General features: G+C 73.6%; 14 protein-coding genes. 8 read left to right on the forward strand and 6 right to left on the reverse strand.

Annotation, left to right across the window (positions count from 1 at the left end):
• The first annotated feature begins 155 nt into the window (after positions 1-155).
• Together WMF36_RS14495 and WMF36_RS14500 are read left to right on the forward strand one after the other, a co-directional pair.
• A complete protein-coding gene (locus WMF36_RS14495; RefSeq protein WP_437580189.1) occupies positions 156-1,292 on the forward strand; it encodes a D-alanine--D-alanine ligase family protein in 1,137 nt (378 codons plus the stop codon).
• Entirely contained in the window at positions 1,289-2,809 is a 1,521-nt protein-coding gene (locus tag WMF36_RS14500; RefSeq protein ID WP_437580191.1) for a GNAT family N-acetyltransferase, read from the forward strand. Before WMF36_RS14495 ends, WMF36_RS14500 begins: the two co-directional genes overlap by 4 nt.
• 70 nt (positions 2,810-2,879) lie before the next feature.
• Here WMF36_RS14500 and WMF36_RS14505 read toward each other — a convergent pair whose 3' ends face one another.
• On the reverse strand, positions 2,880-3,923 hold the full coding sequence (locus tag WMF36_RS14505; RefSeq protein ID WP_437580192.1) for a serine/threonine protein kinase: 1,044 nt from the start codon (positions 3,921-3,923) through the stop codon (positions 2,880-2,882).
• Positions 3,924-4,239: 316 nt separating this feature from the next.
• Between WMF36_RS14505 and WMF36_RS14510 the strand changes: the two genes are divergently transcribed.
• The 3 genes from WMF36_RS14510 to WMF36_RS14520 all read left to right on the forward strand — a co-directional run bounded on the left by WMF36_RS14510 (position 4,240) and on the right by WMF36_RS14520 (position 6,336).
• Complete coding sequence (locus WMF36_RS14510; RefSeq protein WP_437580193.1) at positions 4,240-4,662, forward strand: TerB family tellurite resistance protein; 423 nt, start codon at positions 4,240-4,242, stop codon at positions 4,660-4,662.
• A gap of 26 nt (positions 4,663-4,688) precedes the next feature.
• A complete protein-coding gene (locus WMF36_RS14515) occupies positions 4,689-4,904 on the forward strand; it encodes a diacylglycerol kinase family protein (RefSeq protein ID WP_437580194.1) in 216 nt (71 codons plus the stop codon).
• Positions 4,905-5,301: 397 nt separating this feature from the next.
• Positions 5,302-6,336 (forward strand): serine/threonine-protein kinase, encoded by a 1,035-nt coding sequence (locus WMF36_RS14520; RefSeq protein WP_437580195.1) that lies wholly within the window; start codon positions 5,302-5,304, stop codon positions 6,334-6,336.
• 76 nt (positions 6,337-6,412) lie between these two features.
• Here the strand turns inward: WMF36_RS14520 and WMF36_RS14525 are convergent, their stop codons facing one another.
• A complete protein-coding gene (locus tag WMF36_RS14525; protein ID WP_437580197.1) occupies positions 6,413-7,525 on the reverse strand; it encodes a hypothetical protein in 1,113 nt (370 codons plus the stop codon).
• Positions 7,526-8,007: 482 nt separating this feature from the next.
• On the opposite strand from WMF36_RS14525, the gene WMF36_RS14530 reads away from it, so the two are divergent.
• From WMF36_RS14530 to WMF36_RS14540, 3 genes are all read left to right on the forward strand, one after another.
• On the forward strand, positions 8,008-9,120 hold the full coding sequence (locus WMF36_RS14530) for an S-(hydroxymethyl)glutathione dehydrogenase/class III alcohol dehydrogenase (protein WP_437580198.1): 1,113 nt from the start codon (positions 8,008-8,010) through the stop codon (positions 9,118-9,120).
• Between the two features lie 305 nt (positions 9,121-9,425).
• On the forward strand, positions 9,426-10,967 hold the full coding sequence (locus WMF36_RS14535; protein WP_437580200.1) for an aminopeptidase: 1,542 nt from the start codon (positions 9,426-9,428) through the stop codon (positions 10,965-10,967).
• Positions 10,968-11,459: 492 nt separating this feature from the next.
• Positions 11,460-12,062 (forward strand): type II toxin-antitoxin system RatA family toxin, encoded by a 603-nt coding sequence (locus tag WMF36_RS14540; protein ID WP_437580201.1) that lies wholly within the window; start codon positions 11,460-11,462, stop codon positions 12,060-12,062.
• An 87-nt stretch (positions 12,063-12,149) separates the two neighbouring features.
• Here WMF36_RS14540 and WMF36_RS14545 read toward each other — a convergent pair whose 3' ends face one another.
• From WMF36_RS14545 to WMF36_RS14560, 4 genes are all read right to left on the reverse strand, one after another.
• Positions 12,150-13,841, reverse strand: coding sequence for a right-handed parallel beta-helix repeat-containing protein (locus WMF36_RS14545; RefSeq protein WP_437580202.1), 1,692 nt, complete (start codon positions 13,839-13,841; stop codon positions 12,150-12,152).
• Between the two features lie 53 nt (positions 13,842-13,894).
• Positions 13,895-14,788 (reverse strand): LysR family transcriptional regulator, encoded by an 894-nt coding sequence (locus tag WMF36_RS14550; protein WP_437580204.1) that lies wholly within the window; start codon positions 14,786-14,788, stop codon positions 13,895-13,897.
• A gap of 106 nt (positions 14,789-14,894) precedes the next feature.
• A complete protein-coding gene (locus WMF36_RS14555; RefSeq protein ID WP_437580205.1) occupies positions 14,895-16,127 on the reverse strand; it encodes a hypothetical protein in 1,233 nt (410 codons plus the stop codon).
• 79 nt (positions 16,128-16,206) lie between these two features.
• On the reverse strand, positions 16,207-20,679 hold the full coding sequence (locus tag WMF36_RS14560; protein WP_437580206.1) for a DUF2339 domain-containing protein: 4,473 nt from the start codon (positions 20,677-20,679) through the stop codon (positions 16,207-16,209).
• Positions 20,680-20,703: the final 24 nt, after the last annotated feature.

The following is a 20,703-nucleotide window of genomic DNA, read 5'->3' on the forward strand; positions in this document are numbered from 1 at the left end:
CGGATTCCGTCGCGTTCGTATGTCCTCCGACGGGGCGCTCTCTCCACATTCCGGCTCGGACAGCCCTGCCGCGGGTCGCTCCTCGTGCTCGGCGCCGCCGTCGCGCGCTCTTCCGCCCCGCGCGGGCGTGCGGCGCTGTGGCGCGGAGGCGCGCAGTGCCTGAGCCCCGGATACTGCTCCTGTCCAACAGAGACCCGGAGGAAGCCGTCGACGAGCCGCCACTCGCGCAGCGGGTGGGGAGCGGCCGGCTCCGGCTCGGCCGGGTGGACGGCAGCGCGGCCGTCGCCGAGAGCGTCCTCGCGGCCCTCGCCGCGGCCCCCGGCGTGCGCGTGGCGCACCGGCCGGTGCTCCGGCCGAGCGAGGTGCTCGCGGCCATCGGCGATCATCGCCCCGACGTGATCTTCAACCTGTGCGAGGCGCTCGACGGCGACAGCCGCCGCGAGGTCATGTGCGCGTGGCTGCTCGCGGGGCTCGACATCCGCTTCACGGGCAGCGACCACGTCGCGCTCCGGAGCTGCCTTCACAAGGCCGAGGCGAACTGGATCCTCGCGCGCGCCGGCGTGCGCGTGCCCGAGACGGTGCGGGTCGACGGCCCGGATCGCATCCCGGACGTCGCGTTTCCGGTCATCGTCAAGCCGGAGCGCGAGGACGGCTCGACCGGGATCGATCGGGGCTCGGTCGTCCACGATCGCGCCGCGCTCCGCGACCAGGTCGCCGCGGTCGTCGCGCAGTGCCGCCAGCCGGTCGTGGTGCAGCGCTACGTGCACGGGCGGGAGCTCTCGGTCTCGCTGCTCGGATGGCCGGCGCCGCGCGTGCTGCCGCCCGGCGAGATCCTCTTTCAGGGGCTGCCCGAGGGGCACCCGCATGTCGTCACGTACGAGTCGAAGTGGCGCCCGGAGACGGCCGCGTCGCTCGGCACACCCTCCATGGCGGCGGTGCTGCGGCCGCTCGACCTGCGCCGGGTGGTCGCCATCGGCCGCCGCGCGTTCGAGGTGCTCGGGCTGCGCGACTACGGCCGCGTCGACGTGCGGCTCGACGAGCGCGGCACGCCGTACGTCATCGACGTCAACCCGAACTGCGACCTCTCGCCGGACGCCGGCTTCGCGCGGGCGGCGGCGCGCGCCGGGCTCTCGTACGCCGACGTCGTCTGGGAGATCCTCCGCGCCGCGCTCGCCCGCGGCGCGCGCCAGGGCGATCTGTTGCGTGCGCGGGGCCGCCCTCCGGCGCGCGGCCGCGCCGCCGTGCGCCCCGCTGCCCGCGGCGCCATCGCCGCCGCGCCCGAGGCGCCGTGAGCACGCAGCGCGGGCTCTGCCCCGAAGACCGGCCGCTCATCGCGGAGCTGCTCGAGTCGCTCCCGGCGTTCACCGACGACGAGCGCGCGGTGGCGCTGGAGCTCGTCGACGTGGCGCTGGCCCAGCCCTCGTCGGACGGTTACCGGTTCGTGCTGAGCTTCCACGGCGCGCCGCGCGACGGCGGGGCGCCGCGGCTGGCGGGGTATCTCTGCTATGGCCGCACGCCGATGACGCAGTCCACGTATGACCTGTACTGGATCGCGACCTCGCCGGATTTCGCGCGGTCGGGCGTGGCGCGCGGGCTCGTCTCGACCATGGAGAGCGAGATCGCGCGCGAGGGCGGCGGCCTCGTGCGCGTCGAGACGGGCAGCCGGGAGGGGCACGGCGCCGCGGTGCGCTTCTACGACGCGGTGCAGTTCACGCGGGCGGCGGTCATCGCCGACTTCTACGCGCCGGGCGACGATCTCATGATCTACACGAAGCGGGTCGCCCCGGTGCGCGCCTCGGCTGCGCCCCCGGCCGTCGAGGGGGCGCGCGCCGCCTGGCCGGGCGCGCGCGGCGAGGCGCCCGCACGCGGCGAGGCGCCCGCACGCGGCGAGGCGCCCGCGCGCGGCGAGGCGCCCGCGCGCGGCGAGGCGCCCGCACGCGGCGAGGCGCCCGCGCGCGGCGAGGCGCCCACACGCGGCGAGGCGCCAGCGCGCGGCGAGGCGCCCGCGCCGGGCGAGGCGCCCGCGCCGGGCGAGCCTGCGCTCTACGATGCGGCCTTCAGCTACCGCGACTACGCTGCGGAGCGCGACTTCCTGCTCGCGTGCGCGCGCCGCTTCGGTGCCCGCCCGGTGCAGCGCGTGCTCTCGTGGGCCTGCGGGCCTGCGCGGCACCTGGAGGCGTTCGCGGAGCTCGGCGTCGGCTGCGCCGGCGCGGACGGCTCCGCGGCGATGATCGCCTATGCCGAGCGCGCCGCGTGCGCCCGCGGCGCCGGGGCGGGCATCCGCTTCTGCCGTGCGGAGCTCGACGAGCGCCCCGACGTCGCGCCGGTCGATCTCTCGTTCGTGCCGCTGTCGGCGATCCACCAGCTGGCCACGCCGGCGGCGCTAGAGCGCCACCTCCGCCTCGCGGCCTCGCTCCTCTTGCCGGGTGGCGTCCACGTCATCGAAGCGACCCACCCGGTCGATCTCACGCCGTCCGGCGTGAACCGGACCGAGTGGACCGAGCTGCGCGGCGAACAGTCGATCGACGCGCGGTTTCGCATCCACATCGAGAAGGCGACGCCCGATCGCGTGGTGCCCGTGAGCCTCGAGGTCGTGTGCTCGGCCCGGCGCAACGGCGGTGCGCCGCGGGAGCTCTCGTCGTTCCGGCAGGTGGCGACCTGGCACATCCCGGACCTCGCCGGCTGGCGGCGCGTCGCGGAGCGGGTGCCGGAGCTCTCCCTGGTCGCGACGCTCGGCGACTTCAACGTCGACGTGCCGTTCGAGCGCGCCGCGGCGTGGCGGCTGATCCTGGTGCTGCAGCGCCTCTGAGCGCGCGGGCGCTCGGAGGCGCGCCGATCAGCGCCGCGCGGCGTCCGGTCAGCGCCGCGCGGCGCGCCGGTCAGTTCAGGTCCCAGAAGTACTTGCCCCCGCTCGGCGGCGGCTCGTCTGCGCCTCCGTCGGGGCCTCCGCCGTCTTCGGAACGGGTCAACTTGAGCACTTCTTCGAGCGAGTTCGCCTCGTCGCGCCAGTACGCCTCCGTGCCGAAGTGCGGGAAAGTCCTCGGGAAAATGGGGTCGTGCCACCGCCGCGCGATCCAGGCGGCGTAGTGGATCATGCGGAGGCCTCGGAGCGGCTCGATCAGCCCGAGGGTCGAGCGGTCGAAGCGGCGGAGCTCCTCGTAGCCCTCGATGAAGAGCTCGCGCTGCTGGCGAGCGGTCGCGTCGCGGCCGGGGAGGACGAGCCAGAGGTCCTGCACGGCGGGGCCGACGACCATGTCGTCGAAGTCGAGCACGCGGAGCGCGCCGTCGCGGAGGAGCAGGTTGCCCGGGTGCAGATCGCCGTGGATGCGGTGCACGTCGACGCCGCGCAGGCGCTCCTCGGCCGCGTCGGCGACGGCGCGCGCGGCCGCGAGGTACCGCGGCGCGACGGCGGCGGGGAGGACCTTGCGCTCGGCGAGCCATCCGAGGTCCTCGCGCGCGTACGTGTCGGCGGAGAGCCGGACGCGGTGCTCGGCGGTCCTCTGCGCGCCCACGTTGTGGATGCGGGCGGCGAGCCTGCCGAGGCGCACGAACAGCTCGTCTCCGAGCTCGTCGGGGGCGCGGCCGCCCATGCGCTCGAAGAGGCAGTACTCGATGTGGTCGATCTGGTGGAGCGTCTCGCCGTCGGGGAAGAGGCGCGTCGGGCACACGGGGATCTCGGCGTCCGCGAGCTCCGCGAGGAACCGGTGCTCTTCCAGGATCTGCTCGCGCGTCCAGCGCCCTGGTCGGTAGAACTTCGCGATGATGCGGGTGCGGTCCTCGAGCTCGACCTCGTAGACGCGGTTCTCGAACGAGTTCAGCGGATAGCAGACGCGGTTGCAGAGGACGCCTGCGGCCTCCACGGCCTCGATCACCTTGTGCGGGGTCAGCGAGAGGAAGAGGTCGGTCGGGGTGGTGGAGCTCATGGTCGGGGAGTTGAGGTGGGGGAAGGACCGAGGTTGGGGGGGAAGACCGAGGTTGGGGGGGAAGACCGAGGCCGGGGCGGAAGGACCGAGGTGGAGGGGCTGATCTGGAGGAGGAGTTGAGCACCAACCGGCGGTGGTGGTGGCCGGATTTGAACATGAAGGCGGGAAGGCGGGAAGAAAAGATCAATGATATTCCAGCCTTCCCGCCTTCATGGGATTCACTCCGGGGCAAATCCGAGCGCCCCGGTGGCGTCGAGCGAGCGGGCGCGCGGGCGCCGTGTCCGGCGGGGTCGTGATACGCTAGCCTGAGGACCTTATGATGGAAGAAACGCAGCTTTCCTTTCCTCACCTCGAGATCAGCAAGCTCGAGGCGATGGTCGAGATCATGTTGCTCGCCGCGTACGCTGACGGATCCATCAACGAGGCTGAGCGCGCCGAGCTCACGGCGCACGCGGCGGCGATGAGCGCGGGCCGCATCGGGGCGGATGTCGTCGAGTCGCTCATCGCCATCATCGAGCGGTCGGTGCGCGAGGAGGGCAGGCACGGTCGCTTCTCGGCCCTCCGCGCGCGCCTGCCCGACGTGCGGATGCGCGAGGCCGCGATCGAGCTGGCGGTCCGGCTGATCGCCGCCGACGGCGTGATCCACGAGAGCGAGCACGTGCTGCTCGTCGAAGCAGCCAGGGCGCTCGAGGTGCCGATCGCGTTCAAGGGGCGCGTCGTGTCAGGCGCGCCCCGCTGAGCCGCACGAGGCGCGCGGGAGGCGCGATGGGCGGCGATGGGCGCGAGGATCGCGCGCAGCTCGGCCTCGTGCCGCTCGGGACAGGCAACGACCTGGCCCGCACGTTCGCGATCCCGTTGAGGGGCACGGGGCTGACGCCCGACGCCGATGTGCTCGCCGCCCCCAGGCACCGTGCGCAGGGAATGCGTTGCGCTACAACCGTTGCGCCGGCGGATCGGTCGCGCGCTGTCCCGGGCCGCTGAAGCCGGTGCCGCGCCGCTGGTCTGAGGCGAACTGACGGCGAAGGGCGCTGGATGTGAGGCCTCGGCCCCGCACCGCGGCGCCGAGCGGGCGCGAACGAGGCGCAGTTGCGGCGTTTTCTGTCGGCCTGTTCCTTGCAGTACCCGTGGGCAAGGCAAGGTCATGGACACCCGACGAACTGACAGCTCCACGACGCCACATGGCGCATCGATGGAACCCGCGTCGAATCGATCCCGTCCCCCGAGCGGGGGCAGAGCTTCTTCTCCGCGCGCGTACCGCTCGCCGCGATCTTCGCGCTGGCCTTCGGCGCACCGCCCTCCGTTCGAGCCTGTCGACATCTGGACGCCGGGCAGGCTGTCGCGGCCGTCCGGCTCGGCATGGCGCCCTGGTGGGGAGGTCGTGCCGCTGGACCCGGCGAGCGACGCCCCGGCCGCCCCGGCGAGCGTGTCGCCCGTCACGCTGCGGGCCGGGCTTGCCGGCATGTCGCCCGCTGCCGCCCTGTCGGTTCCGGCGACCGATGCGCCGGCCGTCGCGCTGCGGCGCTACGCCCCAGGCGACGTCCTGGCGGGGCGCTATCGCCTCACGGAGATGCTCGGGGAGGGCAGCATGGGCGCCGTGTGGAAGGCTCGGAATCTCGCCCTGAACCTCGATGTCGCGCTGAAGCTCATCCGTCGTGACTGCGCGGTGCCGGAGGCTGCCTCGCGGCTGCTCAAGGAGGCCCAGGCGACGGCGCGGGTGTCCCACCGCGCCGCGGTGCGGGTGTTCGATCTCAGCTTCACGGCGGAGGGGGAGCCGTTCGTGGTGATGGAGCTCCTCCAGGGCCGGTCGCTGGCCCAGGTGCTGGCCGAGTCGGGCGCGATGTCGCCCATCTCCGGGGTCCAGCTGCTCCTCCCGGTGATCGGGGCGCTCAACGCCGCGCACGCCGCCGGGGTCGTGCACCGGGACGTGAAGCCGGCGAACATCGTGCTCGTGCGCGACGGCCGCCGGATCGTCCCCAAGCTGATCGACTTCGGCATCGCCTTCACGGCGACCCGCGCGCTCGACGACGGGCCGAGGGAGGAACTGGTCGGGAGCCCTGCCTACATGGCGCCCGAGCAGGTTCGCGGCGGGCGGGAGTCGGACGCGCGCTCTGACGTGTGGAGCGTGTGCGTGGTGCTCTACGAGCTCGTGAGCGGCCGGCGCCCGTTCGGCGGGCCGGCGAGCATCTCCATCGTGCACGACGTGCTGCGCGTCGATCCGCAGCGCCCGGAGGTGCTCGAGCCGCACCCGCGGCTCTGGGAGATCATCGAGCGGGGGCTGGCCAAGGCGCCCGAGGGGCGCTTTCCCACGATGGCGGCGCTGGGGCGCGCGCTGGCCCAGTGGGCGATCGCGAGCGGGGTCGCCCACGATGTGACGGGGGCGTCGCTCGTCGACTACTGGCTGCCTTCCTCGTAGTCCAGCGCTGCGGCGCCGACGGTGTTCCAAGGCGCCGAGGAGAAGAGCTCCTCGGTGCCTCGTTTTTTTACCCGGCTCAGTACTGCACGTCGCAGCCCTTCGAATCGGCGAAGGCCTTCATCGTCTCGAGCTCGGTCGTGGTCGCGTCGCCGTAGGCCCAGCCGATCGCGCCGGCGTATCCCTGGCTGTACCAGCTCTCGAGGAGTACTGACAAGGTGGCGGTGGCCAGGCCGGCGATGGGGAAATCGGCCATGACAACCGGCTTGTCGGTGATGCCGTAATCCGCGGGTGACTGGTTGTAAGGCCAGTAGCGGTTGACCCGGTCGTTCATGTGAAATGTGTAGAAATCGAGGTCGGTGGTCGTCCAGGCGCGCGCCCACTTCATCGAGGCCGAGCCGATCGTGATGAGCGCTTTGCTCTCCGCGCGCAGTACGCCGATCGTGTCGCGGAGGAAGGTCTCCATCTGCTCGTGCGCGATCGGCTCCACCTGGGGGTCCGGGTCGTAGTCGGGGTCGCCGTACGGGCTCGATCCGGTCATGGCCAGCTCGGGCTCGTTGATCACGTCCCAGGCGACCATCCGGTGGCGGTAAGGGCTCTGCTCGACCGCCTGAGCGAGCGGCTTGACGACGTTCTCCAGGAGCGCCGCGCGCCTCTCGGCGTCCGTCACGAGGGGGGCCAGGCCGACGGTCTTCACGTCGGCGTCGACCCGGGTCGCGTGGAAGTTGTCGAAGGAGAAGAGACAGAACATGAGGTGGACGTCCGCCTGCTCGGCGAGCTCGAGCGCCTTCTCGACGTCGCTCCGCGTCGTCCCGCCGAGGCCGATGGGGTTGTCGTCCGCGTCGAACACGACGCTCTCGCCCCGGAGCTCCGGCAGCATCCACCACCGCACGACGCTGGCCCCGTGAGCGCGGATGCCAGCGAGGTTCTTCGCATGCGTCTCCGCCTCGGCCGCGACGCCGCGCTTGTCCCACGCGGCGATGCCGCCGAAGTCGCCGGCGAAGTTGTGCCACGCATAGTTCATTCCGAACATGAAGCGGGTCTCGCAGCCGATCTTGATTCCACCCTTCTCCGCAGGGCACTCGTCGACACACTCCATGACGCCGCCCTGGCCGCCCTGCCCGCCACCCTGTCCTTCATGGCCGCCCTCGGCGGAGACGCTCCCCCCGCCGCCGTCCTTGCCCGCCGCCACGCCGTCAGGCGATTGGGCACCAGAGCAGGCGGCGAGGACCAGCCCGGCTGCTGTGATGAGAGCGCGGTGACCGAGTGGACAAGGGGGGGTGCGCATAAGGATAACGGAGCGATGGTACGCGCGCCGGTCCACGAGCGCCATCCGATTCACTGCCAAGCTGGCCGAGAGCCACCTTTCGTGACGCCGCCTGAACGGCGGGCAATGCCCCCGCGCAACAGAGGTTGTCTGCCCCACGCGCGGCGCGCGTCGCCTGTGGGGTGGAGTGGGAGCATGCCTCGCCGGGCGCGCGGGCGGGGCCCTCGTCGCGGAGGGGGGCGAGCGGGCCGCGTCGGCGGGCGCCGCGATGCGAGCAAGCCGGGCGGCGGCGCGGCGCGGCGCCGGCCGGGTCCCCCTTGAAACCTGCTTCCCCGGCCGGCTATTGGAGGGGCTCGGGCGCCGCTCAGGCCCCGAACGCCCCGCTTGCGGGAGGAGAACCACCGATCATGAAAGCGCGCGCAGCCGTCGCCCACAAGGCCGGCGAGAAGCTCACGGTCGAGGACGTCCAGGTGGAGGGCCCTCGCGAAGGCGAGGTGCTCATCGAGATCAAGGCCACCGGCATCTGTCACACCGACGCTTACACCCTCTCGGGCAAGGATCCGGAAGGCCTCTTCCCCGCGATCCTCGGCCACGAGGGCGCCGGCGTCGTCGTCGACGTCGGCCCGTCCGTGAAGAGCCTCAAGAAAGGCGATCACGTGATCCCCCTCTACACGCCCGAGTGCCGCCAGTGCTCTTATTGCACCAGCGGAAAAACCAACCTCTGCCAGGCCATCCGCGCGACCCAGGGCCGAGGGCTCATGCCGGACGGAACGAGCCGCTTCTCGATCGGCAACGAGCGGATTCACCATTACATGGGCACGTCGACCTTCTCGAGCCTCACCGTCCTGCCCGAGATCGCCGTCGCCAAGATCCGCGAGGACGCGCCGTTCGACAAGGTCTGTTACATCGGCTGCGGCGTGACGACGGGCATCGGCGCCGTCATCAACACCGCGCGGGTGCGGCCCGGCGACAACGTGGTGGTCTTCGGCCTCGGCGGCATCGGGCTGAACGTGATCCAGGGCGCCCGGATGGCCGGCGCCGACCTCATCGTCGGCGTCGACATCAACCCGAAGCGCCGCGAGCTGGCCGAGAAGTACGGCATGACCCACTTCGTCAACCCGAACGAGGTGGCGGGGGACCTCGTGCCTTACCTCGTCGACCTGACCCGGGGCGGCGCCGATTTCAGCTTCGAGTGCATCGGCAGCGTCAAGGTGATGCGCCAGGCGCTCGAGTGCTGCCACAAGGGCTGGGGAACGAGCATCATCATCGGCGTCGCCGGGGCCGGCGAGGAGATCTCCACGCGCCCCTTCCAGCTCGTCACCGGGCGCGTCTGGAAGGGCACCGCGTTCGGCGGCGCCAGGGGGCGCACCGACGTTCCGCGGATCGTCGACTGGTACATGGAGGGCAAGATCAAGATCGACGAGCTCATCACCCACACGATGCCGCTCGACGACATCAATCGCTCCTTCGACCTCATGCACTCAGGCGAGTCGATCCGCAGCGTCGTGCTCTTCTCCTGAAGCGCGCCTCTCCGTCTCTCATCTCCCTTCCGCTCTCCTTGCTTCCATCGCGAGCGCTCTCCCGTCCCGCGCGAGGCGGGAGGGCGGTCCGTCGACGTGGCGCGCGGCGCTCGGCGCCGCCGGCTGCGCGCGTGACGGCCGGGGCGGACGCGCGCGAGCGATCGCGCCCTGCGGGTCAGGGTCGCGGCGCGGGCGCGCGGCGGCCGGCCCCGTCCGCCAAGCTGCCTTGAGGGGACGATGTCGGTTCTCTGCCGGCGGCGACTGGTGCTGCAAAAATGCTGACCCCTGTGACATCATCCGCCGCCATGGTCCATGTCACTTCCCTGGCGGGGCTGCCCGCCAACGCCCTCGTCGAGTCGACCGCGGCGACCGCGGGCTGCGATGCTGTCGTCCTCGTCGCGCCGTCGCCGATCGCGAAGCACGCGGGGGGGCTCGGGCCCGCCCTCGGCGCAGTGGTCGAGGCGGCCGCGCGCGTCGACGGCGCGCTGGAGGGCAAGTGTGCGCCGATCGTCCTGCCGGCGCCCGGGGTGCCCGGCGGGCGCCTGGTGCTCGCGCCGACAGGGGCGCTCTCGGAAGACGTCGACGACGTCCGCTCCGTCGCCGAGGCGGCGGCGGCCGGCTTCGCGCGGGCGGTGGACGCGGGGGCGAGCCGGCCGCTGCTCGTCGTGCGCGCGCCGGCCGCGCCGCGGTTCGCGCGGGCGGTCGAGGTGGCCGCCCTCGCCGCGCTCGGGAGCCAGTGGACCCCGCTGGAGGCGCGGGAGGCGGAGATGGCCCCGCGCTCGGCCGAGTCGCTCGCGGTGCTCGGGCTGCCCGAGGCGCGCGCCCGCGAGATCGCGGCCATCGAGGTCGGCCGCGCGCTCTGCCGCGACATCACCGGCACCGAGCCGGAGCGGATGGCGCCCCGCCGCGTCGCCGAGCTGTGCGAGGCGGCGTTCGCCAGGACGGGCGTGCTCGTCAAGATCGAGCGCAACGTCGACGACTACCCGCTCATCAGCGCGGTCTCGCGGGCGTCGCGGGTCGTCGAGCGGCACCGGCCGTGCGTCGTGCGGCTCGACTACCGGCCTCGCGGGGAGATCCGGCGCACCGTGCTGCTCGCGGGCAAGGGCGTCACCTACGACACCGGCGGCGTCGACCTGAAGACCGACGGGCACATGGCCGGGATGTCCCGCGACAAGGGCGGCGCCGGCGCGGTCGCCGGGCTCGTGCGCGCGGCCGCGGCGCTCGGCCTGGAGGGCGTGCGCATCGTCGGGCTGCTCGGGCTCGTGCGCAACAGCATCGGCGAGGAGTCCTACGTCAGCGACGAGATCATCCGCAGCCGCGCCGGCGTGCGCGTGCGGATCGGCAACACCGACGCCGAGGGGCGCCTCATCCAGGCCGACCTCCTCGCGCTCGCGCGGGAGCTCGCCATGAGCGGCGCCCCCGACCCGATCTTGTTCTCGGTCGCGACGCTGACGGGGCACGTCTACCGCGCCCACGGGCCCTACACCGGCGCGATCTGCAACTCCTCGGCGCGGCCCGAGCTCGACCGGCTCGACGTCCTCGCGGAGCGCTGGGGCGAGCCGATGGAGCGTGTGCGGCCGCGGCGCGAGGACTACGCGTTCGTCGCGCCCCGGTCGAGCGCCGAGGACGTTGTCTCGTCGAACCGCCTCCCCTCGGTGAACACGCCGCGCGGGCATCAGTTCCCCTTCGCGTTCCTCGACATCGCCTCGGGGCTCAAGGGGGGGACGCTCCCGTTCATCCACCTCGACATCGGCGGCGTCGGGGTCGAGTCCGCCGACTGGCAGTTCGGCCGCCCCACCGGCACCCCGATCCCCACCCTAATCTCCTACCTCTCGGGTGAATCTTAGGGGCTCACCCGCTTCGGATACGGGCCCATCTCGACGTTTTCGGTGCTCGGCGTACGGGAGTACGCCTCCGCGCCGAAAACGCCGATCTGGGCCCGTCTCCTGTGCGGGTGAGCCCCGGCAACGGTTGGGGGGGATGGATTGAGAGGGGGGTGGGAAGAGGGGGCGGAGGGATGGGGAGGGGGACTTCGGGATTGTTGGGGGGCGGCGGGGGGGAGGGGGCGCTGATTTCGGTGCGCGGTCGGCGCTCGATGGGGGGGAGGGGGATCCGTTCGGGGTGGCGGGGGGGGCGGGGCCTGAGCGTGGATGTGCGGAGCGGTATCAGCGTCGGGGGGGGCGGCGGCGGGCACGTCGCTGGCAAGCTCGGCGGGCATGGGGAGAATTCGCTCGACAAAGGCCGTCCAGCGCGCCCTGAGACGGACCGCGCTCGCCGGAGGACTCGCTCTCGCGACGGCGGCGTGCGGGGCCGGTGAACGGGGGAGCAACCTGGATTCAGTGCGCCTGCCGCTGGCGCAGCGCGATAGCGGCGATGTGCTCCTGGCCGCCGCGGGGGACGATGGGAGGAGCGAGCGCGCGCAGCCGGCGCCCGACACGGCAGGGATCGCGAGCGTGGCGGTCCCGATCGGCAGCACCGGGTTCTCGCGCGGTCGAGCGACGGCGGTCGTCAAGGCGCCGGTGGAGCGCGTGCGCGCGACGGTGCTCTCGTTCGAGCGCTATCCGGAGTTCATGCCGCACTACAAGAAGTGCCGCTTGCTCGGGCGCACGCCCGCGGGCGGATGGGATATCTACATGGAAGTCTCGGCGCTGCAGGGCGCCATCACGATGTGGGCGCGCATCGAGATCCAGAAGCCGGTCCTCGCGGACGGGGTCGAGACCTACTCGTCCCGCTTCGTCTCCGGCAACGTGAAAGATTTGCAGGCCACCTGGCGGCTGGAGAAGATCGACGCCCGGACGACACGCCTGTCCCTCGACGTCTTTCTCCGGCCGAAGCTGCCGCTGCCGAAGAGCCTCCTCAACGCGGAGAACCTGGACGGATCGGCGCGCGCCGTCGCGGCCATCCGGGCGCGCGTCGAGCAAGCACCGGACGGGGACCGCTGACGCGCGCCGGAGCGAGGCAGAGAGCCCGGCGGCGCGCGCTCGGGGGCCTCCGGGCGAGCGCTGCTCCGGGCGGCGTACGCGCTCTCCTCAGGGTAGCCGGATGCTGAGGTTATCCATCTGCCCCGAAGGGCCGTCGGGGGGAGGGGAGCCGAGCGTCCATCGGCGGACCGGCGTCCCGGGGGGAAGACCGACGTAGTTGTGGCGATGGCGGGACCCGTTCAGGTGCGCCCGGTTGCCCGTGAAGGCGCTCAGCCCGGCGGGGTCCTCGTTCTGGATGCCGTAGAGCGTGTTCCTCGACAGCGTGTTTCCCTCGACCAGCGCGCGCGCGCAGGCCCGCAACCAGATCCCTTTGCCATCGTTGTTCGCGGACTGGCACCCGACGATCCGCGCGTCCTTCTGGCGATCGAGCAGGAACCCCGCCCCCTTCTGCGGGTCGCCGCGCGACGGACCGGCGTCGACCGGCGGGGCCGGCGGCTGCACGAACAGGGGGGTGCGGTGGACCGTGTTGCCGTCGGCGATGCAGTCGATGAACGCGTTGTCCTCGCCTCCCACGAGGCCGCCCTCGGGGGCCGCGAGCGGCGCCGACGCGATGAACCCGGCCGCGAGCCCGTCATTCTCGGCGGCTCCGCTCGCGTTTCTGTTGCCCACAGCCACGCAGCGCCGGAGCACCACCTGGCGGGTCGAGTGGAGCGCGAAGCCGGCGGCGGGCGCGTTCGCGCCCACGCTGTGGTTGCCCATCGCGCGGCAGTTATCGAGCAGCCCGCGGTACACCGCCCGGCCGATGCGGAAGCCGAGCGCGGAGAAATCGCGGACGACATCGGTGGACGCGACCGGGTTCGCGTTGTAGTTCCCGTCCGCCCCGCAGTCGACCATCTCCAGGTTGCTCGTGGTCGAGATGTTGAATCCGCACGCCCGGTTGCCGGTGAGCGTGAAGTTCCGGTTCGCCCGGCAGCGCAGGAATTTGTAGTTCTCTCCCCACGCGAAGAAGCCGGCCGGCTCTCCGCCGGACGTGTTGTCGTGCGCCTCGCAGTCCTCCACGAGCACGTTCCGGCAGATGACGAAGTCGGCGCCGACGACGTTGAACTGCACGCCGCTCGGCCGAGCGCTGGTGTTCGCCGTGTGGTTGAACACGCACCGCTTGACCTCCACGTTGTCGCAGAACAGGACGAGCGCGCCGAGCGTCACGACGAAGTCGAGCCGGCTCGCGTTCTCCGAGCACACGCAGTCGAGCATCCGGATGTCGGACGCAAAGGCGATGTTGCTGTCCGCGTCCTGGGCGCCCATCACGAAGATCCCGCCGTTCCGGCGCAGGAAGCTCGTGTCGAACACCCCGTCGCCGCCGCACCGCCTGACCGACAGAGCGAGCAGATCCACCTGGCTGCACGCCTTGACGGCGATCCCCACCCCCTGGATCCCGAGCACGCTGCCGTTCTTGATGACGAGCCGCCGCCGCCCCTCGGCGTAGACGCCCACGTTCCCGGAGACGACCTCGCCCCGGCACGGCCTCGCGCTCGGGCCCTGGGCGAGGACGGGCGCCGGAGGGTCGAGCTGCCGCAGCGTCCTCCCGCACAGGTCCAGCGTGACATCGTCGCTCGCGATCGTGATCGCCCGCGCGTCCTCGCCCGACGCCACCCAGTCGACGTCCTCCGCCAGCGCGTACTGGCCGGGCGCCGTGATGACGAAGGGGACACGGTGGCTCGGGTCCGGTCCGCCGTTGATGTCCTGCGCCGTGATCGGCGTCTTGCGGCAGCACGCGTCGCCGTGGGGGAGCTCGCTCATGGTCCTTCGCCGCGAGTCTACCCGAGGCCGCGCCGCGCCGCGCCCGGAGCGCCTCACTGGATCGGCGCCGCGCGCAGCGACTCGGCGAGCTTCGCGTAGAGCGAGCTCCGCGGGTCGTCGCGCCGGTAGACGAGCCGGAAGTGATCGCGCGCGAGCGCCGCCGACGGGAGGAGCCGCTTCAGCTTGCCGCCGCGGAGCTCGGCGGCGACCATGTGGAGCGGCAGCACGGCCACGCCCTCGCCGGCGAGCACAAGCGCCTTCATGGCGGCGCCGAGCCCCACCCAGCGATGGCGCGCGAACGCGAAGCGGCCCACGCCGCCCATCTGGTCCGCGAGGTACCGGAACAGCGGCATCGTCGCGTCGATGTCGAGCAGGCAGTGCCGCGACGCGTGCTCCGGGCGGGAGAACGCCTCGCGCCGCAGCAGCCTGGGCGCGGCCACGAACGCGTAGCGCTCCTCGTGCAGCGTCTCCGCCGCGAGGCTCGCCGCGCTCCAGCGGGCGCTCGTGACCACGCAATCGACGCTGCGGTCGTGCAGGCGCCTCAGCAGATCCTCGGAGGCGCCGAAGTAGAGGTGGAGTATCACCTCCGGGCGCCGCCGCGTCAGCGGGCCGAGCTGGGGGACGAGCCACGACATCCCGAGCTCGAAGCGCGTGCCGAGCGTCAGCTCGACCGGGGCGGGCGCGGGGCTCATCACGCTGCGGAGGCAGTCCTCGGCGAGCGCCAGGCACTGGCGGGCGCGCGGCAGCAAGGCGAGCCCGACCGGCGTCAGGTGCACCCGGCGGGTGGTCCGCTCGAACAGCGGCGCGCCCACCTGCTCCTCGATCTGCCGGATGCGCTGCCCGAACGCCGCGGGGCTGAGCGCGACGGCGCGCGCCGCGGTCCGGAAGTTCAGCGTCCTCGCTGCAGCCTCGAAGCAGGCGAGGTTCTCCAACGACGGGAGCAGCATGGCCGCAGTGTATCGTCCACCGCAACAATCCCGTCCGTGAAAACTCCGTTTGCGCTACGCGGGGGCACTGCAGGCCGTGCGTGCGCGCGGGAGAGGGCCCGCGGCGCTACTGGGGATCCTCGACCGGCGTGGTCCCGACCGCGACCGTGCCGCCGTTCGCGACCCACTTGAAACCGTCGACGAGCGCGGTCGAGTCGCGCGCGTCGTCGCCGGTGTCGAAGATCATGAACCGCAGCTTGAGCTGTTCGCCGCCGGTGACCGGGGCCTGCGTGCGCAGCCAGCGGGTCGCGCCGGCGTCGTCCCATAGCCCGAAGCCGGTGCCCTCGAGCTCGTCCGGCCCGAGCTCGCACCCCTCGCAGACATCGAAGAAGCCGATGTTGACGCTGACGGGTTTGCCCAGGCTATCGAACGAGAGATTGCCGTTGAGCGACCCGGGCGGGGCCGGCGTCGCCAGCGCGAGGAACTGGTCGTTGAAGTGGTTACAGATGAACTCCGGGTATTCGAAGGTGTAGAACTTGAACGCGAACTCGTAGCCGGTCGCGTTCGTCGGCGTGCGGATGATGAGCTCGAGGCCGATGTCGTCGTTGATGGTCGACGAAGGAGGGCAATCCGGGTTGTCCTGCGGGAAGCCGGGCGGCGCCTCTCCCGGCCCATAGCTCGTGCAGTTCGACGTGTTGCACGCGCCTGGCCAGTGGGCGATCCGGGCGCGACCCGTGGACAGGACAAGCATGCGGGTCCCGCCCTGCGCGTGCACGTTGGGGCCGAAGGAATCGAGCACGCCCACAGCGGGCGTGGGCTCCGCGGGCGAGCCGTCGCCGCGCACGTACTCCGCGCTCAGCACGCCCCACTTCCTGTCGCCGGGCGACGCCTTGGCGCAGAGGTCGACGGCGTGGGCCCCGTGAATGGCGTCGAAGTCGGCGGGAGCGATGTTCCTGTCGCACGTCGGCAGCACGTTATCGATCTCGCCGTCGCAGTCTTCGTCGGCCGGCTCGGGCACGAGACCGGTGTCGTCTGGCTCCGTGATCGCGACCTCGAGGGCGCCCGGATTGACGTTCGTGTCGTCGTCGTTGCAGTCGCCCTCCGCCACGGTGAAGCCGTCACCATCCTTGTCGACCTCGTCGACCGGCGCGCCGCCCTTGCCGAAATCGTCCCCCGAGCTCGTCGATGCGGGGCTCCCGCCGGCGCCGGTCTCCGCCGTCGTGGCGCTTGTCGCGCCCCCACCGCCGTCGGCGCCGGGCGGCTGCGGGCTGGGCGATACAGCGAAGCACCCGCCCGAAATCCAGAGCGCCGCCCCGACGCCCGCACAGAGACCCAAGTAGATAGAGCGCCGGCCTCTCATGGTGCATCGACCTCGACAATGGCTCGCGACCGCCGGCGAGCCCTCTTGTCCCCGGCGGCCAATCGCACATGCAATCACATCATGGCCGGGGCTCATTGTCTGCTGTTCCCTGCTGCGGTGGCACAGGCTCGTTGTCGGGCGGTCGCGCCCCCTGTCGCAGGAGCCGCGCGGCCCACGCCGAGAGCGCCAGCAGCCCGAGGGCCAGCGCGGCCCCGATCGGCGCGCGGTGTCGCTCGGTGAACGGGAGATCGCGCGCGAGCCGGGCGGCGCCGAAGCTCGGGTTGGCCTGCGCGGCGCCGAGCCGCGCCGCGGCGGGCGGATGCTCGCGCTCGACGCTGTCGAGCACGTCGGCCAGGTCGTAGCTGGGGCGCTGGCCGAGGGGGTGGCCGAGGTAGAGCCAGTGCGGACCCGGCTGGCCGGCGCGGAACACGATCTCGCGCGCCCGCACCTCGCCCTGCGCGCCCGAGAGGGAGAGCGGCGCCGAGTCGCCATCGTGGATCGTGAGGCGGAGAAAGCGCTTCCGGGTGGGGCTCAACGGGACCCGCGTCGACGCGAGCGCCGGCCCGGATTCGCCGAGCGGACGGACTCGATGGATCCGGCCGCTTCCCACGGAGGGCCAGACCGCGCGGTAGGTGGTTGAGGCCACGTCGACCCGGCGGCTGAACTCGGGTGTGGCGATGTCGAGGAGGACAGCCTGCAGCGGCGCGCCGTCGGCGCCGGCGTCGAGCGTGACAAGGGTCACCTGCGCGTCGCTGTCCCGCTGCGTCTCGATGATCGCGAGCGGCAGCAGCGCGGCCTTCTGGGCGGCGGCCGGCGGCTCGCACGCGACGGTGCCGCCCGTGATCCGGACGTCCGCGGCCGCGCCGCGCGCCGGGGCGCCGTCGGGGACGAGGCGGATCCGCACGAGGGCGGCGCGCGAGAGGGGATAGGCGACCGAGAGGTGCTCGACGGCCTCCGAGCCCTGGGGGATCCGGTACACGTGGGCGCCGCGCGCCACCTCGCTGAGCGACCGCGGGTCTGCGCCGGTGTCGACGCGCGCCTCGCGGAGGAAGCTGCCGCCGAGGACGCTCAGCTCGATCCGGCAGTGGCGCGTGCCGGGCGCGTCGAGGGCCCAGGTCGCGTGCGCCACGCCGGCGGCGTCGACCCCCGGATCGAGCATCGTGGCGGCGATCCGCCCGGAGGAGGGCGCGGCGCCTGCCTCGCGCAGCACGTACGGCACCTCGGCGCCGTCGGGGCCGGCGATGCGGACGTCGGCGAGCAGCTCCTCGGCGCGGCTCTCGCGGTAGAGGTCGGGATCGACGTCGATGCGGTGGTCGCCGGCCGCGTCCACGCCGTCGATGGGCCGGACGAGCGCGTGCTTCTCGGTCGGCAGCGCCGCGCCGGTCTGCGCCTCGGAGGGCCGCGCGAGGCCGGTCGCCGTGAGCAGCGCGAGCAGCCCGACCGCGCCGCTCGGCCCGGCGCGCAGGAGCGTCACGAGGCGCCGGCCGAACCGCGCGTACAGGAAGCCGCCGCCGACGAGCAGCGCGCCGACGCCTGTGAAGAGCGCGATCTGGTAGATGCGCTCGACGTGCCAGACGTCCCAGGCCACGAGCTTCGCGATCGTGACGGCGAACAGCGAGAGCCCGGCGTAGCGATGGAAGGCGTCGCGCGCCGCGAACCCCGCCGTGAGCAGCGCGATGGCGGCGAGCGCGAGCACGAGCGTGGTCGCCATCGCGAGGCTCCCCTGCTGGTCCTCGAGGGCGGCGCGGTGCTGCACGGCGAGCTCGGTGAACTCGGCCGCGTCGAGCGGGGCAGGGGGCGCGGGGGGCAGCGAGGTGACCGCGCTCCGCACCTCGATGACCACGGTCGCGAGGAGCAGGGCATACCCTGCGCCGACCGCCGCGAGCCCTGAGGCGCGCAGCTCGGCGCTCACGGGGCCGACGGCGCTCGCGGGGCGCGCGGCCCCGGCGCGCGACAGCAGCCGGCCCGCGGCGAGCAGGGCCGCGCTCACGCCCACGAACGCGTAGGCCCTCGCGTTGAGCAGGACGGGGACGGCCATCGCCCCGTCGCGGCCGCGCGTCTCGAACCAGGTCGTCACGAGCGCCTCGGCCTCGAGGGAATCGACGCCGAGCGCCCGCGCGAGGGCGGCGAGGAAGAGCAGCAGGGTGACGGCGAGCCAGGCGCGCTCGCCGGTGCGCGCCGCGATCGCGGCCGCCACCGCCGCGAGGATGCCCCAGACCACGGTGACCGTCGCCCCGCCGAGCCCGAACGCGACGGCCGCGGCGAAGAGGGCGAGCGCCTGCCCGAGGAGCAGGGCGATGCGATCGGCGGCCGGGGGCGCGGCGGGGGCGCGGGCCGCGCCGGCGCGCAGGAGCGCCGCGCCGAGCGCGAGATCCAGGGCGCCGGCGGCAGCGGTGAGCAGCGCGCGGAGCGTCGGTGTCTCCTCGGACGTCGCGCCCAGCGCCGCCGCGACGAACCCGAGCGTCGCCACGCTCGCGGCGAGCGCGCCGTACCAGGGGAGCGCCGGCGCGCCGGGCGCGCGCGGGCGCCACGCGGAGGCGCCCACGGCGCCGAGGAACACGAGCATGACGAGCGACGATGCGCCGAGGAAGCCCGCGTCGACGGCCGCCGCGGCCGCGCCGTCCGGCGCGAGCGCGCCTGGAGCCGCCGCCGCGATCGCGCCCGCCGAGCCGGCCGCCGCGACGAGGAGCAGCGCAGGGAGCTCGGCCCGCGCGGCCATCCACGCCGTGACGGCGGCGGCGCCCGCGATCGCGAGCGCGAAGAGCGTCGCCTCGGTCTCGAGCAGCAGCATGCCCGCGGTACAGGCGAACAGCGCCGCGCCGGCGGAGCACGCGACGGCGATCCTCCGCTCGAGGCGGCCCGCGAGCCCGGCGCCGCGGAGCCAGCCCGCGAGGTAGACGACGGTCGAGACCGCGACCAGCGCGGCGAGCGTCGTCCGGTGCGGCGCCGGCGCGTCGGCGAACGTCCCGGCGAAGGCGAGGAAGGCGGAGCCCATCGGCGCCAGCAGCCAGCCGCGCTCGCCGAGCGCGCGCAGCGCGACGGTCGCCGCGATCGCGAGCGCGACGGCGGCGGCGGCGAGCGCGCGCGGGGCGTCGAAGAGCAGCGCGCCCGCGCCTGCGTGGGCGAGCACGAGCGCGGCGACCGCGAACGCGGTGGCGTCCGCGGACGCCGCTCCGGGGAGGCGGCCGGCCGGCGCGGGGCCTCTCGGGGCCGCGCCGGCGCTCGGGGCGGGCGCGGCGCCGGCGGCGGCGGCGGCGCTCTGCGCGAGCGCGCGGCGCACCCACAGCGCGCGCAGGATGCCCTGCAGCGCCGCGAGCGCGACGAACGCGAGCGGCACGGCGCGGGCGGCGAGCGGGAGGTAGGGCCCCGCGAGCGCCTCGGCCGGCTGGTCGAGCCAGGGCGCCGCGATCGGGTCTCCCCCGTCCCGGGGGGCGCTCGCGTCGAAGTGCCGATTGTACCAGCCCCAGAACAGCGCCGTGTGGCCAGCGAGCGCGAGCCAGGGGGCGACGCGGAAGCCGAGCTTCGCTGCCACCGCGTGGACGACGCTCGTCACGAGCAGGAGGTAGCCGAACAGGGCGAGCGGTCGGTCCTGCCCGGTCGACAGCACGACGGGGTTGAGGAAGCCGGCGACGAGGGAGAGGATCAGGATCGCCTCGCCGCGGTGGCGGAGCGCGAGCGCGGCGCCGAGCAGGAGGAGCACCGTGTCCGCCGCGAAGGCGGCGGGGATCGGGATGAGCTCGTACAGCACCGCGCTCGCCCACACCGACGCGATCAGGACCGCGAGCCCGAGGCCGATGAGCGCGTGGACGAAGCGGCGCTGCGCTCGCCCGCGGAGCACCTCGGCCGCCGCGAGGAGCGCAGCGCCGGTCGCGGCGCCGATCGCGACGCGCCCGAGGGGCCCGATCCAGGCGTTGTCCGAGGCGTACTTGAAGAAGAAGAGCGCGCCGAGCAGGAAGGTCGCCGCGCCTGCGCGGGTGAGCCAGGTGAGGCCGAGCCGCTCCTCGATGGTGGGCGGTGTCTCCTGGGCTCCGTGGCGCGCGGCTGAGCCGGTGCCAGCGGCGCTCTCGCCGAGCGTCGCGGCGGGGCGAGGCTCCCGGGGGGCGGCGGTATCCGGGAATGCGACCGCAGGCAGAGCGCCGGCCTCGCCGGGGGCGAGCGCGGGGGGCGCGGCCGTCGACAGCGCAACGGCGGCGTCCGGGAACGCGATCGCGGGCTGCGCCCCGGCGGCCCCCTCGTCGACCGCGGGCGGCGCGCCCGCGGCCCCGGCGGCGGACGCGGATGGCGCGACCGCCGGGGTCGTGAGGGCGTCCTGGGCAGTCTGCTCCGGCTCCAGCGGTTGCGCGCTGCGCGGGCGCTGCGCCGCTCGGGTCAGCTCGGCGCGGCCGCGCTGCCCGGAGAGCTCGGCCAGCCGGTGCTCGAGCGCGTGGATCCGCAGCAGCAAGTCCTCGTTGCGCCGGTTGGCCCGGACGGCGAACACGAAGGCCACCAGCGGGGCAACCAGGAGATAGCCGGCGAGCGCGAGCCCGAAAAAGACGACGATTCCTGCCCCCATCCAGGCTTCGTAGCATGGGGCGCG

Origin of the sequence: Sorangium sp. So ce887 (assembly GCF_051521455.1) — a bacterium.
GTDB lineage: Bacteria > Myxococcota_A > Polyangia > Polyangiales > Polyangiaceae > Sorangium.

Excerpts from the sequence above, each read along its gene's own strand:
- WMF36_RS14555 (WP_437580205.1), bottom strand. The coding sequence starts at position 16,127 with ATGAGAGGCCGGCGCTCTATCTACTTGGGTCTCTGTGCGGGCGTCGGG.
- WMF36_RS14515 (WP_437580194.1), top strand. The coding sequence starts at position 4,689 with ATGGGCGGCGATGGGCGCGAGGATCGCGCGCAGCTCGGCCTCGTGCCG.
- WMF36_RS14530 (WP_437580198.1), top strand. The coding sequence starts at position 8,008 with ATGAAAGCGCGCGCAGCCGTCGCCCACAAGGCCGGCGAGAAGCTCACG.
- WMF36_RS14535 (WP_437580200.1), top strand. The coding sequence starts at position 9,426 with ATGGTCCATGTCACTTCCCTGGCGGGGCTGCCCGCCAACGCCCTCGTC.
- WMF36_RS14560 (WP_437580206.1), bottom strand. The coding sequence starts at position 20,679 with ATGGGGGCAGGAATCGTCGTCTTTTTCGGGCTCGCGCTCGCCGGCTAT.
- WMF36_RS14550 (WP_437580204.1), bottom strand. The coding sequence starts at position 14,788 with ATGCTGCTCCCGTCGTTGGAGAACCTCGCCTGCTTCGAGGCTGCAGCG.
- WMF36_RS14505 (WP_437580192.1), bottom strand. The coding sequence starts at position 3,923 with ATGAGCTCCACCACCCCGACCGACCTCTTCCTCTCGCTGACCCCGCAC.
- WMF36_RS14545 (WP_437580202.1), bottom strand. The coding sequence starts at position 13,841 with ATGAGCGAGCTCCCCCACGGCGACGCGTGCTGCCGCAAGACGCCGATC.
- WMF36_RS14510 (WP_437580193.1), top strand. The coding sequence starts at position 4,240 with ATGATGGAAGAAACGCAGCTTTCCTTTCCTCACCTCGAGATCAGCAAG.